Origin of the sequence: Sandarakinorhabdus oryzae, from assembly GCF_009733735.1 — a bacterium.
Taxonomy (GTDB): Bacteria; Pseudomonadota; Alphaproteobacteria; order Sphingomonadales; family Sphingomonadaceae; genus Sandarakinorhabdus; species Sandarakinorhabdus oryzae.
This window is the reverse complement of record NZ_WNJP01000003.1, coordinates 38,520-53,304: the sequence shown is the minus strand read 5'-3', so window position 1 is coordinate 53,304 and position 14,785 is coordinate 38,520. Positions and strand designations below refer to the sequence as shown.

Below are 14,785 nucleotides of genomic sequence, written 5' to 3'. Positions count from 1 at the left end.
TGGGCGAGCGTGGCGGCGGCGCGCGGATCGACGGTGGCGCGCGCCGGCGCGGCGGCGTTCAATTCCTTGGCCAGTTTGGAGGTGTCGAGCGGCTTCTTGGTCGCCTTGGGCAGCGACTTGTCGATGAGGCTGGCCAGTGACGAGGTGTCGAGCGGGGAGGGCGGCGCCTTGGTCGGCGTCGCGGCCTTGGGCTTTGGTGGCGTGGGCTTTGTGGGTTCGGGCGGCGGCACCGCGTCGGGCCGCACCGGCTCGGGTTCGGGTGCGGCCTCGGCTTCGGGCGCAGCCGCGGCAGCCTCCTGCGGTGCGGCTTCCATCGAGGGTTTGGGCGGCTCGGGCGTGCGCGGCGCGTCTGCGATGTCGACGATTTCCACCGGCACCGCGTCGGTGGGGGCGGCCAGCATCTTCTGGTTGTTCTGCCAGGCAAGGCTGAGCGCGGCCAGCAGCACGATATGCGCGGTGGCAGCGCCGGCAATGCTGAGGCGTTCGGCGCGGGTCATTGGGCCCTGGGCGTTGCCTGGCCATCGGTGACCAGCGCCACCTTCTTGAAGCCAGCGCCGTTCACCTCGCCAACCACCTGCATCACGCGGCCATAATCGAGGCCGCGATCGGCGCGCACATACACACGCGCTTCATCGCTGCGGGCTTCGCGCAGGGCGGCGAGCTTGGCGGGCAGGGCGGCCGGCGCAATGGCCATGCGGTCAACGAACAGCTCGCCGGCGGCGTTGAGGCTGATCTGGATCGGCGCCTGGTCCTGCGGCAGGCTTTTCGCCTTGGCGTCGGGCAGATCGACCGGCACGCCGGCGACGAGCAGCGGCGCGGTGACCATGAAGATGATCAGCAGCACCAGCATCACGTCTACGAGCGGCGTGACGTTGATCTCCGCCATGGGCTGGCGGCCCTTTCCTCTGCGTGGCGCGCCCATGCCCATTACTGGCTGTCCATGCCATCAAGTTGGCGGGAGAGCAGGTTGAGATATTCCTCCGAAAAGGCGTTGAGCCGCGCCTCGAGGCGGTTCACGCGGTGGAGGAGGCGGTTGTAGCCGATGACGGCGGGGATGGCGGCAAACAGCCCGATGGCGGTGGCGAACAGCGCTTCGGCGATGCCCGGCGCAACCACGGCCAGCGTGGTGTTCTGGCTGGCGGCGATGCCGGCAAAGCTGCGCATGATGCCCCACACCGTGCCGAACAGGCCGACGAACGGCGCCACTGAACCGATGGTGGCGAGCGCGTTCAGCCGGTCCGACAATTCATCGATGTCGCGGCCGATGGCGACATTGATGGCGCTGGCCAGGCGCCCACGCAGGCCCTCGCGGTCGATGCTGCGGCCCGGCTTGCCAGCCAGGCTGCGCCGCCATTCGTTCATGCCAGCCAGGAAGGCGCGGGCCGAGGGGTGATCGGCGCGCGACGCAGGTTCGTAAAGGCTGTCGAGGTCCTTGGCCTTCCAGAACCAGTCCTCGAACTTGGCGGCCTCGCCGTTGAGGCGGGAGAGGCGGCGCGAGCGTTCGAGGATGATTGCCCAGCTCCACACGCTGGCCAGCAGCAGGCCGGCCATCACCGCCTTCACGACGATATCGGCCTGCAGGAACAGGGCGAAGGGCGAGAGATCGGCAGCGGCCTTGAGCGCAATGTCGGTCTGCATCATGATTCCTGTGCAAGAAGTACGTGGAAGCGCGCCATCCAGTCGCGCGGTTGCCGGCGCGGGCGGCCGGCGGGATCAAGATAGGCGGCAATCAGCGTGGCCTGCGCCAACGGCTCACCAGCGCGGGTGATGCGCTGTTCGATCTGGCAGGCAGCCGCGCGCACGCTTATCAGCCGCGTCTCGATGGTCAGCACGTCATCCAGCCGGGCCGGGCGCAGCCACTTGATCTGCATTTCCGTCACGGCATAGGCGCCATCACCGGCCTTCACGGCGGCGCCGTGATCGATGCCGGCGACGCGCAGGAACTCGGTGCGGCCGCGTTCCAGGAAATGCAGATATTTGGCGTGATACATGATGCCCGCCGTGTCGGTGTCTTCAAAATAGACACGCGCGGGCAGGCGGTGGATGCCGCCGTCGATCACGCCAGAAGGGGGAAGGGGGGACATGAGGGCCAGATAGGAGGCCAAGGGCTGAACGCGCAATGAAAAAGGGCGCCAGCAGCAGTGCCACTGGCGCCCTTTCGCGAATGTCGATGGGGATTATTCCGTCGGACGCGCGTCGCGCTTTTCGACGATGCGGGCGCTCTTGCCGCTGCGGCCACGCAGATAATAGAGCTTGGCGCGGCGCACGACACCGCGGCGCACCACTTCGATGGCTTCGATCGACGGGCTGTACAGCGGGAACACGCGCTCCACGCCTTCGCCAAAGCTGATCTTGCGCACGGTGAACGACGAGTTGATGCCCCGGTTCGAACGCGCGATGCACACGCCTTCGTAGTTCTGCACGCGGGTGCGCTCGCCTTCAACAACGCGCACGCCAACGCGCAGCGTGTCGCCGGCGCGGAACTGCGGGATGCTGCGCTTTTCGGTGAGCTTGGCAATCTGCTCGGCTTCGATCTGCTGGATGAGATTCATCTCATTCCTCTTTCTTCTGTTGTCGCGCGCCAGAGGGCGGATGGACCCGATCATCCCCATGATGATCCCACAGATCCGGCCGCCGTGACCGTGTGTCCGTTTCGGACCGCGCGCGTCGCCAGGCGGCGATGCGTGCGTGATCCCCCGATCGCAACGCTTCGGGGATCGCCAGGCCTTCCCATTCGGGGGGCCTGGTGTAGTGCGGATGTTCAAGGAGGCCGCTTTCGTGGCTTTCCTCTACTCCGCTGGAAGCGGCGCCCATTACACCGGGCAGCAGCCGCACGCAAGCATCCATCACCACCAGCGCCGCGACCTCGCCGCCGGACAGGACATAATCGCCGATCGACACTTCCTCGATGGCGCGGCGCTGGAAGATGCGCTCGTCAAAGCCCTCGAAACGGCCGCACAGGATAATGGCGCCGGGGCCGGCCGCAAGTTCGCGCACCCGGGCCTGGGTGAGGGGTCGCCCACGCGGCGTCATCGCCAGCACCGGGCGGCCATCCGCCACCGCATCGATGGCGGCGCTCAGCACATCGGCCTTCAGCACCATGCCCGGCCCGCCACCGGCCGGCGTGTCATCAACGGTGCGATGCTTGTCGCTCGCAAAATCGCGGATGTTGACGGCGTTGCAGGCCCAGATGCCATCGGCAAGCGCGCGGCCGGCGATGCTCTGGCCCAAGTGGCCGGGGAACATCTCGGGGTAAAGGGTGAGGATCGTTGCCCGCCAGCTCATTGCAGCCAGGCCCGATCGACAATCAGGCGGTCTGGCTCCTCACGCACCACGTCGGCAATGAAGGGCACCATCACAGTGCCGCCCTTCGCCAGCGCGATATCGAGGATGTCTGACGCGCCGAAATTCTCGATTGCCCTGACTGTGCCAACAGCGACACCGGTCTCGTCCACCACCGTGCGGCCGAGATAATCGGCGACATAATATTCGCCATCGGCCAGCGGCGGCAGCGCGGTGCGGGGCACGGCGAGGGTGAGGCCGCGAAGGGTTTCGGCGACGTTGCGATCGGTCACGCCTTCGAAGCGGGCGATGGCCGTGCCGGGCTTGTCGGGGCGGACGGCCGCCAAGATCAAGGCCCGCCCGCCCGCATCGAAGCGGGCGTGACGGGCCAGGGATTGCGGGTCGTCGGTGAACAGCTTCAGCCGCACCTCGCCCTTGATGCCATGGGCGCCGGCAATCGCGGCCAGCACGATCATGTCGGCCGCCATTGCCCGAGCGCCTTATTCGGCAGTTTCGCCGTCAGCAGCGGCTTCGGCAGCAGGCGCTTCGTCAGCGGCAGCTTCAACGGGCGCTTCAGCAGCAGGGGCTTCCTCGGCCGGGGCTTCTGCAACCGGCGCAGCAGCGGCTTCGGCGGCGGCAGCGGCCGCTTCAGCAGCTTCAGCTTCAGCGGCAGCGGCCGCTTCAGCGGCTTCGGCAGCCTTCTGGGCGGCCATTTCCAGGCGTTCCTTGGCCTTGGCGCCCGGCTCACCCTTGTTCGGGTTGTTCTTGGCAGCGCGGGTGCGCAGGCCAGCGGCATCCAGGAAGCGGGCGACGCGGTCGGTCGGTTGCGCACCCACGCCCAGCCAATAGGCAGCGCGTGTCGTGTCCAGCTTCACGCGCTCGGCCGAATCCTTGGGCAGCAGCGGGTTGTAAGTGCCCAGCTTCTCCAGGAACTTGCCGTCGCGCGGGCTGCGGCTGTCGGAGACGACGATGCGGTAGAACGGACGCTTCTTCATGCCACCACGGGCGAGACGGATCGAAATAGCCATTTGAACTTTCCTTCAGTGATTTTCAGTGATTGTGGTTATTTTCTGCCAAACTTGTTGAAGCCGGGCGGCAGGCTGCCCATGCCGGGGCGACCGAACATGCGGCCCACTGCCCCCAAATCGATGGCGCCGCCGGGGCCTTCTCCGCCCGGTGCGCCGCCTTCCGGCCCGCCGGGCATTCCGCCCATGCCAGCCAGCATCTTCATCATGCCCTTCATGCCGCCCATCTTCTTCAGGCGCTTCATGGCATTGGCCATCTCCTGGTGCATCTTCAGCACCTTGTTGACATCCTGCACGGTGGTGCCGGAGCCGTTGGCAATGCGGATCTTGCGCTTGGCGGTGAGGATTTCCGGCTTGGCGCGCTCCTTCGGCGTCATCGACAGGATGATCGCTTCCATGCGGTCGAGCAGCTTGGGCGCAATTGCGCCGGAATCCATGGCCTTCTTGGCGGCGCCCATGCCCGGCATCATCGCCGCCAGGCCCGACAGCCCGCCCATCTTCTTCATCTGGCCGAGCTGCATGCGCAAATCGTCCATGTCGAACTGGCCCTTGGCCAGCTTCTCCGCCATCTTCTCGGCCTGTTCGGCTTCGAAATTGGCTGCGGCCTTTTCCACCAGGCCAACGATGTCGCCCATGCCGAGGATGCGGCCGGCGACGCGGCGGGCGTCGAACAGTTCAAGCGCATCCAGCTTTTCGCCGGTACCGGCAAAGCGGATCGGCGCGCCTGTGACGCTGCGCATGGAAAGCGCCGCACCGCCGCGGGCATCGCCATCCATCCGCGTCAGGATCACGCCGGTCAGCGCCACGCGTTCCTTGAAGGCGCTGGCAACATTCACCGCGTCCTGGCCGGTCAGGCTGTCCACCACCAGCAGGATTTCATCGGGATTGGTGGCGCTGGCGATGGCGGCCATCTCGGCCATCAGCGCTTCATCCACGCCCAGGCGGCCGGCGGTATCGAGCAGCACCACGTCAAAGCCCTGCAGGCGGGCGGCCTGGCGGGCGCGCTCGGCAATCTGCACCGGCGTCTGGCCGGCGATGATCGGCAGGGTGGCAATCTCGAGCTGCTCGCCCAGCACGCGCAGCTGTTCCTGGGCGGCCGGGCGGGCGACGTCCAGGCTGGCCATCAGCGTCTTCTTGCGCTCACGCGTGGCCAGCCAGCTCGCCAGCTTGGCGGTGCTGGTCGTTTTGCCCGAGCCTTGCAGACCCACCATCATGATGACGGCGGGCGGGGTGACGGCAATCTTCAGCGGCGCCGGCTCGTCATCGCCGCCCAGCAGCTCCACCAGGCAATCATTGACGATCTTGACGACCTGCTGGCCGGGCGTGACCGACTTGATGACCTCGGCACCGATGGCGCGCTGGGTGGCGTTCTCGATGAAATCCTTGACGACGGGCAGGGCGACATCGGCTTCCAGCAGCGCCACGCGCACTTCGCGCATGGCGGCGCGCACGTCGATTTCGGTCAGCGCGCCCCGGCCGCGCAACCGCTCGAATATGCCGCCAAGGCGTTCGGAGAGACTGTCAAACAATGCCCAAAGTGCCTTTTTTCACCTGCGTTTACGGATAAAAAACCCGTTTGCCTCCATATGGCAGCGCGCCGGCGGGCGAAAACTCGCTGGCCGGCGTGCATCCTCGGACGCAAAAGCCTCCTCCCGGAGGCCGGCGGCTTCCATAGGCGCATGCAGCAGGTGGGTCAAGCAGGTCAGAAATTGCCACGCCAGTGTGGCGCTATCCAGTCGAAAGGGGTCGTGATAAGACGACAAGGCAAATGATCGAAGCGCGAAGTCATCCTGCGTCCCCCCGGCGCGGCAACTGGGTCCAGCGGATGACCGTGTTGCTGATCGGCCCGGCCCTGCCGCCCAACCTGCAGGCGGAGCTGACACGCGACCTCGGCAATTATTTCCTCTCCTTCGCGCTCGCCGGCCCGGTCGCGGCGTTCACCTGCATTGCCATCGCCGTTGCCGCCAAGAGCCTGGCGGCCCTGTTCTTCGCCGGCCTGGCGCTGGCCGGCTTCCTGTTCGTCATCTTCGCCTGCCGGGCGGTGCGCGACGGCGCGGATGAGGAGCAGCTCGAGGAACTGGAAGCCCGCTATGTGCTGGGCACCATCATCATCTCGATCGGACTGGGCGGCATTGTCGCCTCCGTGCTGGCCCGCAACGAGCCGTTCCTGGCCGAAGCCGTGCTGGCCATGGTGGCGCTGGCCACGCTGGGTGCTGCCAATGGCACGGGGCCGGGGCGGCCGCTGCTGGCCGTGGTGCAGTTCATCACCATCAGCCTGCCGCTCGGCATCTCGCTGGCGCTGTTCTGGCCGCTGCCCTGGGGCGTTGCGGCGGGTTGCGGCGTGTTCGTTTATGGCACGCTTTGCGTGGCGATGGCGCACCGGGCCTATGCCGCGCGCACCGAATTGCTGGTGACCCGCGAAGCCCAGGGCGCCGAGCGCCGCCGCCTTGACGCCGCCCTGCAGCACCTGGGCCAGGCTGTCGCCATTCTCGACAATGATCTGCGGGTGCTGGTGATCAACGGCACGGCGCTGACGATGCTCGGCGTGGAGCCGATTGACCCGCGCAATCCGCCGGCGTTTTCCGAGTTGCTGGCCAAGGCGCCCAATCTGCAGAAGGCCGCCACCGATCGCGAGGAATTCCTGGGTCATGCCGCCATGCTGGTGGCGGCGCGGCAGCCGTTCAATGCGGTGATGCATCTGAACGACGATCGCATGATCGACATGGAATGCCACCCGATCCCGGGATCAGGCTGGGTCAGCGTCATGCGCGACAGCACCGGCGAGCGCCATGCCATTGCCGAGTTGAACCGCGAGATCCGCCGTTGCCCGATCACCGGCCTGCCCAATCGCCGCGCGTTCGTGGAAGCGCTCGACCAGCGCCTGGCCCGTGGCGATCGCTTCTCGCTGCTGCTGGTCGATCTGGATGGCTTCAAGCAGGTCAATGATCGTCACGGCCATGCCATCGGGGACCGGGTGATCACGCGCATCGGTTTCCGGCTACGCACTGCCGATCAGGGCCTGTTTGCCGCGCGTCTTGGCGGCGATGAATTTGCCGTGCTGGCCGATGGCGACGATGCCGCCGGCGCCCACCGCCTCGCCCGCCGCCTGATCGACACCATTGATCAGCCCGCGTTGTTCGGCGAAGCCGAGGTGCAGGTGGGCGCCGCCATCGGCATCGCGCTGGCACCCGAAGATGGCACCATCGGCGAGGAACTGCTGCGCTCAGCCGATCTGGCCCTGCTGGCAGCCAAGGCGCAGCCGGGCAGCCACATCTGCCTGTTCACCACGGAGTTGAAACAGAAATCGGCGCGCGTTGCGGGGGTTGAGTCGCGTGTGCGCTCGGCCTTGCGGGCCGGCGCCATCGATGTCGCCTATCAGCCGCTGATCGATCTCAACACCGGGCGTGCCATCGCCCTGGAGGCGCTGGCCCGCTGGCGGCCCGACAGCGGGGAAGCCATTTCGCCGGATGAGCTGGTCGCCGTTGCCGAAGCCCGCGGCCTGGTTGGCAAGCTGCGCCGACTCGTGCTGAGCCAGGCGGCGCCGGTGGTGGCGGGCCTCGGCCGGCCGATGAACCTGTGGCTCAATGCCTCCGTGCTCGATCTGCGCCAGCCAGGCCTGGTCGATGAGGTGATGACCGAATTGAACCGCGCCGGTCTGCCGCCGAGCCGCCTGGCGCTGGAAGTCACCGAAACCGCGCTGATGACTGACGAAAGCGCCTGCCTTGCCAATCTGGAGCAGCTGGTGTCGCTGGGCGTCGGCGTGGCCATGGATGATTTCGGTGCGGGCTTCTCCTCGCTGGAGCGGCTGCGGCGCCTGCCGATCAACGCGCTGAAGATCTCCGGTTCTCTGCTGGCCGGCGCGCCCGACCAGCCGGCGGCTGCCGACATCTTCCGCGTGGCAGCCAACCTGGGCCATTCGATGGGGCTGATGCTGGTGGCCGAAGGCGTTGAAAGCCAGGCCGAGCTCGATCTGGCGCGATCGGCCGGCATTCACCGTGTGCAGGGCTTTGCACTGTCTCCACCGGTGGCGGCCGAGCGCATCGCCGATGCCATTGCCTCGGCCGAGGCGGCAGCCCGGGCCGGGCTGCGCTTGCGGGCAGCAAGTTAGGCCGTCAGCCCTCCACGCCAGCCAGCGCACGGGCGAACTCACCCGCATCGAACGGCTGCAGATCGTCCATGCCCTCGCCAACGCCGATGGCGTGGATGGGCAGCCCGAATTTCTCGGCCGCCGCGACCAGCATGCCGCCGCGCGCCGAGCCATCAAGCTTGGTCATCACCAGCCCGGTGACACCGGCGACCTGGCCAAACACCTCGATCTGGCTGAGCGCGTTCTGGCCGGTGGTGGCATCCAGGACCAGCAGCACATCGTGCGGCGCCGACGGATCGAGCTTGCCGATCACCCGCTTCATCTTGGCCAGTTCGTCCATCAGGCCAGCCTTGTTCTGCAGGCGACCGGCGGTGTCGATGATCAACACGTCGATGCCCTCGTCCATGGCGCGCTTGACGGCGTCAAAGGCCAGGCTGGCGGCATCGCCGCCCTGGTCGCCGGCAACGATCGGCACGCCCACCCGCTCGGCCCAGATCTTCAGCTGGGCAATGGCGGCGGCCCGAAACGTGTCGCCAGCAGCCAGCATCACCGATTTGCCGCCGGCTTGCCATTGGCTGGCCAGTTTGGCGATCGTGGTTGTCTTGCCGCTGCCGTTGACACCCACAACCAACACCACATGGGGGCGATGGGTGAGCTCCAGCGGGAGTGCCACCGGCGTCAGCACTTTTTCCACTTCGTCGGCCACCACGGCGCGGATATCGCCATCGTCGGCGTAGCTGGTGAACTTCTGGGTGGCCAGCCGGGCACGAATTCGGCCTGCCACGGCCGGGCCGAGATCGGCCGCGATCAGCGCATCCTCGATCTCATCAAGCCGGGCTTCATCCAGCGGTTGGGTGCCTGTGGCGAGGCCCGTGATGTTATCCGCCAGGCGCTTGGTCGACTTCGCGAGCCCCTGCTTCAGTCGCGCCATCCAGCTCATGCGTAACGCTCCAGATCAACGTCGCCGGTAAAGGCGATGACGGCGGGGCCGGCCAGCAACAGATGACCATCAGTACGGCGGCTGATGACCAGATCACCACCGGGCAGGGACACGCCAACGACATCATCCACCAGCCCGCGCCGCTGCGCCGCCGCCACGGCTGCCACCGCGCCCGTTCCACAGGCCAGGGTCGCACCGGCACCGCGTTCCCACACGCGCAGGATCAGGTGATCGCGCGCTGTGACCTGGGCAATGCCGACATTCACCCGTTCCGGGAAAACCGGGTCGTTCTCGATGGTTGGGCCAATCTGCTCCAGCGCCACGGCAGCCGCATCGGGCACGAAGAACACCGCATGGGGATTGCCGACCGACAGTGCCACGGGATGCTCCAGATCACCCCAGGCCAGCGGGAGCGAGCGCGTGTCCATCGGATAGGCCAGCGGCACCGCATCCCAATCCCAGCGCGGCGCGCCCATGTCCACTTCGGCGCCGCCGGCCTTGGCGACGCTGTCGAGACGGCCGCCGGCGGTTTCGATGCGAAGTTGTCCGCCGAGCAGGGTGGCCGCCGCCCGGCTGCCATTGCCACAGGCGGCCACCTCGCCGCCGTCGCTGTTCCAGAAGCGCAGGCGCACGTCGGCGGAGATGCTCGGCTCAATCAGGATCAGCTGGTCGAACCCTATGCCGGTGTGGCGATTGGCCAGTGCCCGCACCTGGTTCGTCGTCAGCACAATCGGCTGTGTGCGCGCGTCCAGAACCAGGAAATCATTTCCCAGCCCGTGCATCTTGATGAACCGCGTCATGCCCCCGGCGTTAGCCGTTCAAGGCGGCATCCGGCAAGTCATACTCGCCGCGGATAACAGTGCGGGCCTTGCCGGTGAGGATGACGCTGTCGCCTTCGACCCGGCAATCGAGCCGCCCGCCGCGCGCGCTGGCCTGAACCGCTGTGAAATTCGGCCGGCCAAAGCGTGCCGCCCAGAAGGGCGCGATCACCGCATGGGCGCTGCCGGTGACCGGGTCTTCATTGACGCCGCAGGCCGGTACGAACACGCGGGACAGCACGTCAGTCGCCTCACCCGGCGCCGTGGCGATCAGCATCAGGTCGATGCCTGGGGCCAGTCCCAGGATGGCGGCATGATCCGGTTGCAGGCCGCGCACCTCGTCAGGGGAGTCGAACACCGCCACCAGATAATCACGGCTTCGGGCCCACACTTCCACCGGTCGTGCGCCCAGCGCGGCAGCCACCGCGTCTGCTTCCGCCTCCGTTACTGGCCGATCCGCCGGCCAGGCTGGCAACCGCATTGCCAGCCGGTCGCCATCGCGCGCCACGCTCAGCACGCCGGCTTGAGTGGTGAGAAAGCGCACATTGGCCAGATCGGGCAACGCATCCAGCACGACATGGCCGCTGGCCAGCGTGGCGTGACCGCACAGCGCCACTTCCAGCAAGGGCGTGAACCAGCGTAACTGGAAGTCGGCCTCTGGCCCGTCGTGCGGCACCAGGAAGGCGGTTTCGGACAGATTATTGTCCGCCGCGACGCCCTGCAGCACCCTGTCCGGCAACCAGCCGGGCAGGAACATCACCGCCGCTGGATTGCCGGTGAAGGCGCCGTCGGCAAAGGCATCGACCTGTTGGAACGAGAGGCGCATCAGGGCCAAATCCTCAAGGGTAGACCAGCCCGAAGCGCCAGCCATCTGCCTCGCGCCAATAAACCTCGCGTTCATGCCAGCGGCCATCGCGCGCCTGCCAAAACTCGATGCGCTCAGGCACCACTCGCCAGCCGCTCCAGCGCGGCGGGCGCGGCACGACATCCGGAAATTGCGCCGCAAACCCGGCGATGCGGGCGTCGAAGGTGGCGCGATCGGGCAGGGGTTGGCTTTGCAGGCTGGCCCAGGCGCCCAGCTGGCTCTCGCGCGGGCGGGTGGCGAAATAAGCGTCGGCCTCCGCATCACTCACCAGTTCGGCGTGGCCGCCAATGCGGACCTGGCGCTGCAGCGATTTCCAGTGGAAGTTCAGATGCACGCGGGCGTTGGCGGCGATCTCGCGGCCCTTCTGGCTGTCGAGATTGGTGTAGAACACAAAGCCGCGTTCATCCCACGCCTTCAACAACACGACGCGCAAGCTGGGCGCGGCCTCCGGCGTTGCGGTTGCCAGCGCCATCGCATTGGGGTCGTTGGGTTCTGCAGCTTGTGCCGCTGCAAACCAGTCGCCAAAGCGGGTGAATGGGGCAGGGTGGGGCAACAGGCTCATGCCGGGTGGTTAGCCGCCCGGCTGCGCCCTGTCACCCGCCATCATGCCGCGCACTTGATGCAACGGGTGGCGGTGGGCAGGGCGGCCAGACGGGCCGGGGCGATATCGCCGCCGCACACCTCGCACTCGCCATAGTCGCCGGCCTCGATGCGGGCCAGGGCGGCGATGATCTGCTCGGCCTCGTGGATATGCTGTACTTCCAGCCCTTCGTTGGTGGCCAGTTCCTCTAGGTCGCTGGCCTGGTCGGCGAACTTGGCCGACAGCGGCTGCGTGGTGGCCTGTTCCAGGCGCGCGATTTCGGCATGAACTTCGGCCAGACGGGCCTTCAGCATCTCGGCGATCTCGTTGACGTTCATGCCTTTTCCCCTTCCAACAGGGCTGCGATCTGGTCCAACAGGGCCAGCCGTTCCTTCTTCATGGTTTCGGCGAGCATATCATCCATCGCCGGCCCCGTCCCCATTTCGCTGCGACGGATCTCATCGTCCAGCGCGGCATAGCGATCGGCCAGGCTGCGGAAATGCCGGTCAGTTTCCTTCAACAGGCGCAGCCGGTCCGCCGCAGCGGGGAAGATGTCGTGCAGGTCCTGCGGCAGATGGCTCATCACAAAGGCTCCCGATGGGTGTGCTTCCGGCTTCACTGTGAGCCTGAGCGCGGGCACTTCCCATCGTGGCGATTGCGTATCCGCCGCGGACCGCTGACAAAGCAGCGCGTTCGGGAAACATTGCGCTTCTGTAATGTGATCGCTACAGCACCGTGGCCCTGTCCCCCCAACGGAGCCCCACGTGAACCGCTTCATTCTCCTGCTCTTGCTCGCTGCCCCCGCCACTGCCCAAACGGCGCGACCACCGGCGCCCAGGGCCTTCACGCTCGGGATCGGCGTGGCCCCGGTCTATGCCCCGGTCTGGCAGGGCAGCCGTGATCACGGCCTGTCGATCTTCCCGGATCTGCGACTGAACTATCGCGACGATGTCTTCCTCTCCATTCCGGACGGGCTGGGCTGGAACATGGTCAACCAGGATGGCTGGAAGCTGGGCCCATTGGCCAAGATCCGCTTTGGCCGCCGCGAAAACACGGGCGGTTCGCCCTTCCTTGTCACCGGTGGCAGCACGGCGCTGCGCGGCATGGGCAATGTTGGCGTGGCCGGTGAATTCGGCGGCTTTGCCCAGAAAAGCCTGGTGGGCGGCCGGCTGCGGCTGCGCGCCGAACTGCGCCAGGGCACCGGCGGCCACGACGGCCTGATCGCCGACACGATCATTGGCTGGAGCGATCGCAAGAAGGACGCCAGCCTGTTGTGGAACCTCGCCCTGCGCGCCACCTGGGCCGACAGTGATTACAGCAACGTCTATTTCGGTGTGACCACGGCGCAGGCCGCCGCCACCGGATTGCCGGCCTCTCGCACCGGCAGCGGCCTGATGTCGGCCGGGGTTTCGGCCAGCCTCACCAGGCCGCTTGGTCGCTTTGGCCGCAACGGCGCCATCACGCTGTTCACCAGCTATGACCGCCTGGGCGACGTGACGGCGGAGTCGAGCCTGATCCGCCAGCGCGGCCAGCGCGACCAGCTCGCCGTCGGCCTCAGCTACGGGTACCGCTTCAGCTTCAACTGACGCCGTCAGGCCACCCGCGCCATGGTGCCGGCGCCGATGCCGACGCCATCGCCGCTGCCGCGTCCGACGGTCAAGTTGGCCAGCGCCAGCGCCACCAGGTCGGGCGCCAGCGACGGCGGCACGCCGCGGAAACGCGCCGAAGCGACGATCTGCTCCATCAGGAAGCGCGGCTGATAGGCGGCAAGGTCCATGCCCTGGCTCACCAGGTCACGCTCGATGGCGCGGATCTGCATGTCCTCCGCCTCCACACCATGGGTATCGGCGACCGACTTGAAGATGCGGCGCCAGGCCTCGGGCGAGGGCGGGCCGATCTCCAGCTTGTAGGGGATGCGGCGCAGGAAGGCCGGGTCCATCAGGTCCGCCGGCGCCAGGTTGGTGGAGAAGATCACCACCGTCTGGAACGGCACGCGGAAGCTCTTGCCGGTGGCGAGTTTCAGATAATCCACCCGGTTTTCCAGCGGCACGATCCAGCGGTTGAGCAGTGCTGTGGGCGAGACCATCTGGCGGCCGAAATCGTCGATCAGCAGCACGCCGCCCGCCGCCTTCATGTGCAGCGGCGCGGTGTAGAAATTGCCGCCGGCCTCGTGCTTCAGATCGAGCATTTCCAGCGTCAGTTCACCGCCGGTCACGATGAAGGGGCGGCGACACGGCACGAAGCGGGCATCGGCCTCTTCGCGATACAGGCTGGCGACCAGCACCGGCCGCGCCTCGGCCCCGCCGTCCACCGGCACATGCACGTCGGGATCATAGACCGTCATCACCTGGCCTTCGACCAGCACGGCGTGCGGGATGTGGATGATCTGGCGGAACACCCGGTCCAGCCGCTGCGCCACCGAGGTCTTTCCGTTGCCGGGCGGGCCATACATCAACAGCGCCCGGCCCATGGTCACGGCCGGGCCCAGCCGATCGACCAGCGCATCGGCCACTTCCAGGCCATCGAAGGCACGGTGCATGCGCTGCACGTCGATGATCTCGTTGGTGACCTTCTGGCGCTCGATCCAGTGGGCATAGACGTCGAGCGGCACCGGCGCCGGCCCGGTATAGGCCGAACGCGACAACGCCTCGCGCGCCCGCACCTTGCCGCTGTCGGTCAGTTCATAGCGCATGCCCAGCGCACCGCCACTGGTGCCCAGCGCCGCGACCAGCTGGCCACGCACGGCGGCTTCCATCAACTCGGTGACCAGGCCGGGCGACAGCCGCAACGCCTGCGCCAGATCAGAGGCGCTTTCGGCCGGGCCGATGAAGAGGAATTTCAGCACCAGATCGATCAGGAAGGTCTCGGGAATCCCGGTCTCGGCCAGCGTCGCCGGTTCCGGCGGCACCGCATCAACGAACGCCAGCAGTTCGGCCTCGCTGATAGCACCGACGGCCACCAGGTGCGGCCCCAGCCGCCCGCCCTGCTCATACTGCCGATCAACCGCCTTCTGAATGTCCGCCTGGCCGACCAGGCCAGCGGCCACCAACAAATCCCCAATCCGCATGTGCGCCCCCGTAAACAACCGCAATATTGGAACGGCTGCGCACAGATTTTCTGTACAACACCCGTTCCAGCGACCCCAATCGCAAAGGCCTCTTTACGCGGGAAGAGTTTATGATTTGCGA

The 14,785-nt window shown here is 67.0% G+C and carries 17 protein-coding genes and 1 pseudogene; 2 read left to right on the top strand and 16 right to left on the bottom strand.

Annotation, left to right across the window (positions count from 1 at the left end; all coding sequences use genetic code 11):
• From GJ693_RS00990 to ffh, 9 genes and pseudogenes are all read right to left on the bottom strand, one after another.
• Nucleotides 1-497 (bottom strand): annotated as a pseudogene (locus GJ693_RS00990) (hypothetical protein); the annotation flags it as partial.
• Nucleotides 494-928: a protein TolR gene (gene tolR / locus GJ693_RS00985; protein WP_197041857.1), complete on the bottom strand. Its 435-nt coding sequence runs from the start codon at nucleotides 926-928 to the stop codon at nucleotides 494-496. The pseudogene GJ693_RS00990 and the gene tolR, both read right to left, overlap by 4 nt.
• The gene (gene tolQ, locus GJ693_RS00980) at nucleotides 928-1,641 is read right to left on the bottom strand and encodes a protein TolQ (RefSeq protein ID WP_197041856.1); all 714 of its coding nucleotides are present in this window, start codon (nucleotides 1,639-1,641) and stop codon (nucleotides 928-930) included. Before tolQ ends, tolR begins: the two co-directional genes overlap by 1 nt.
• Nucleotides 1,638-2,084: a YbgC/FadM family acyl-CoA thioesterase gene (locus GJ693_RS00975; RefSeq protein ID WP_156254465.1), complete on the bottom strand. Its 447-nt coding sequence runs from the start codon at nucleotides 2,082-2,084 to the stop codon at nucleotides 1,638-1,640. The genes tolQ and GJ693_RS00975 overlap by 4 nt, the downstream gene beginning before the upstream one ends.
• A 93-nt stretch (nucleotides 2,085-2,177) precedes the next feature.
• Nucleotides 2,178-2,552 (bottom strand): 50S ribosomal protein L19, encoded by a 375-nt coding sequence (rplS, locus tag GJ693_RS00970; RefSeq protein ID WP_156254464.1) that lies wholly within the window; start codon nucleotides 2,550-2,552, stop codon nucleotides 2,178-2,180.
• Nucleotide 2,553: 1 nt separating this feature from the next.
• Nucleotides 2,554-3,285 (bottom strand): tRNA (guanosine(37)-N1)-methyltransferase TrmD, encoded by a 732-nt coding sequence (trmD, locus tag GJ693_RS00965; RefSeq protein WP_156254463.1) that lies wholly within the window; start codon nucleotides 3,283-3,285, stop codon nucleotides 2,554-2,556.
• On the bottom strand, nucleotides 3,282-3,770 hold the full coding sequence (gene rimM / locus GJ693_RS00960) for a ribosome maturation factor RimM (protein ID WP_156254462.1): 489 nt from the start codon (nucleotides 3,768-3,770) through the stop codon (nucleotides 3,282-3,284). Before rimM ends, trmD begins: the two co-directional genes overlap by 4 nt.
• Nucleotides 3,771-3,782: 12 nt before the next feature.
• A complete protein-coding gene (gene rpsP, locus GJ693_RS00955) occupies nucleotides 3,783-4,310 on the bottom strand; it encodes a 30S ribosomal protein S16 (protein ID WP_156254461.1) in 528 nt (175 codons plus the stop codon).
• 35 nt (nucleotides 4,311-4,345) lie between these two features.
• Nucleotides 4,346-5,836, bottom strand: a complete 1,491-nt coding sequence (gene ffh / locus GJ693_RS00950; protein ID WP_156254460.1) for a signal recognition particle protein — start codon at nucleotides 5,834-5,836, stop codon at nucleotides 4,346-4,348.
• 296 nt (nucleotides 5,837-6,132) lie between these two features.
• On the opposite strand from ffh, the gene GJ693_RS00945 reads away from it, so the two are divergent.
• Entirely contained in the window at nucleotides 6,133-8,415 is a 2,283-nt protein-coding gene (locus tag GJ693_RS00945) for a putative bifunctional diguanylate cyclase/phosphodiesterase (RefSeq protein ID WP_197041855.1), read from the top strand.
• A gap of 4 nt (nucleotides 8,416-8,419) precedes the next feature.
• Here the strand turns inward: GJ693_RS00945 and ftsY are convergent, their stop codons facing one another.
• Genes ftsY through GJ693_RS00915 form a run of 6 tightly spaced genes read right to left on the bottom strand, consistent with a single transcriptional unit; the run spans nucleotide 8,420 to nucleotide 12,180 of the window.
• On the bottom strand, nucleotides 8,420-9,334 hold the full coding sequence (gene ftsY / locus GJ693_RS00940; protein WP_156254458.1) for a signal recognition particle-docking protein FtsY: 915 nt from the start codon (nucleotides 9,332-9,334) through the stop codon (nucleotides 8,420-8,422).
• Nucleotides 9,331-10,134: a diaminopimelate epimerase gene (gene dapF, locus GJ693_RS00935; protein WP_156254457.1), complete on the bottom strand. Its 804-nt coding sequence runs from the start codon at nucleotides 10,132-10,134 to the stop codon at nucleotides 9,331-9,333. The genes ftsY and dapF overlap by 4 nt, the downstream gene beginning before the upstream one ends.
• 10 nt (nucleotides 10,135-10,144) lie before the next feature.
• Nucleotides 10,145-10,978 carry a PhzF family phenazine biosynthesis protein gene (locus GJ693_RS00930; RefSeq protein ID WP_156254456.1) on the bottom strand — a complete coding sequence of 278 codons (834 nt, stop codon included), beginning with the start codon at nucleotides 10,976-10,978 and terminating at the stop codon, nucleotides 10,145-10,147.
• Between the two features lie 13 nt (nucleotides 10,979-10,991).
• Nucleotides 10,992-11,579, bottom strand: a complete 588-nt coding sequence (gene pdxH, locus GJ693_RS00925; RefSeq protein ID WP_156254455.1) for a pyridoxamine 5'-phosphate oxidase — start codon at nucleotides 11,577-11,579, stop codon at nucleotides 10,992-10,994.
• A 41-nt stretch (nucleotides 11,580-11,620) separates the two neighbouring features.
• Entirely contained in the window at nucleotides 11,621-11,935 is a 315-nt protein-coding gene (locus GJ693_RS00920; RefSeq protein ID WP_156254454.1) for a TraR/DksA family transcriptional regulator, read from the bottom strand.
• Nucleotides 11,932-12,180, bottom strand: a complete 249-nt coding sequence (locus GJ693_RS00915; protein ID WP_156254453.1) for a YdcH family protein — start codon at nucleotides 12,178-12,180, stop codon at nucleotides 11,932-11,934. The genes GJ693_RS00920 and GJ693_RS00915 overlap by 4 nt, the downstream gene beginning before the upstream one ends.
• A gap of 181 nt (nucleotides 12,181-12,361) precedes the next feature.
• Between GJ693_RS00915 and GJ693_RS00910 the strand changes: the two genes are divergently transcribed.
• Nucleotides 12,362-13,183 (top strand): MipA/OmpV family protein, encoded by an 822-nt coding sequence (locus GJ693_RS00910; RefSeq protein ID WP_156254452.1) that lies wholly within the window; start codon nucleotides 12,362-12,364, stop codon nucleotides 13,181-13,183.
• 5 nt (nucleotides 13,184-13,188) lie between these two features.
• Here GJ693_RS00910 and GJ693_RS00905 read toward each other — a convergent pair whose 3' ends face one another.
• Nucleotides 13,189-14,643 carry an ATP-binding protein gene (locus GJ693_RS00905; protein WP_156254451.1) on the bottom strand — a complete coding sequence of 485 codons (1,455 nt, stop codon included), beginning with the start codon at nucleotides 14,641-14,643 and terminating at the stop codon, nucleotides 13,189-13,191.
• Between the last annotated feature and the right edge of the window lie 142 nt (nucleotides 14,644-14,785).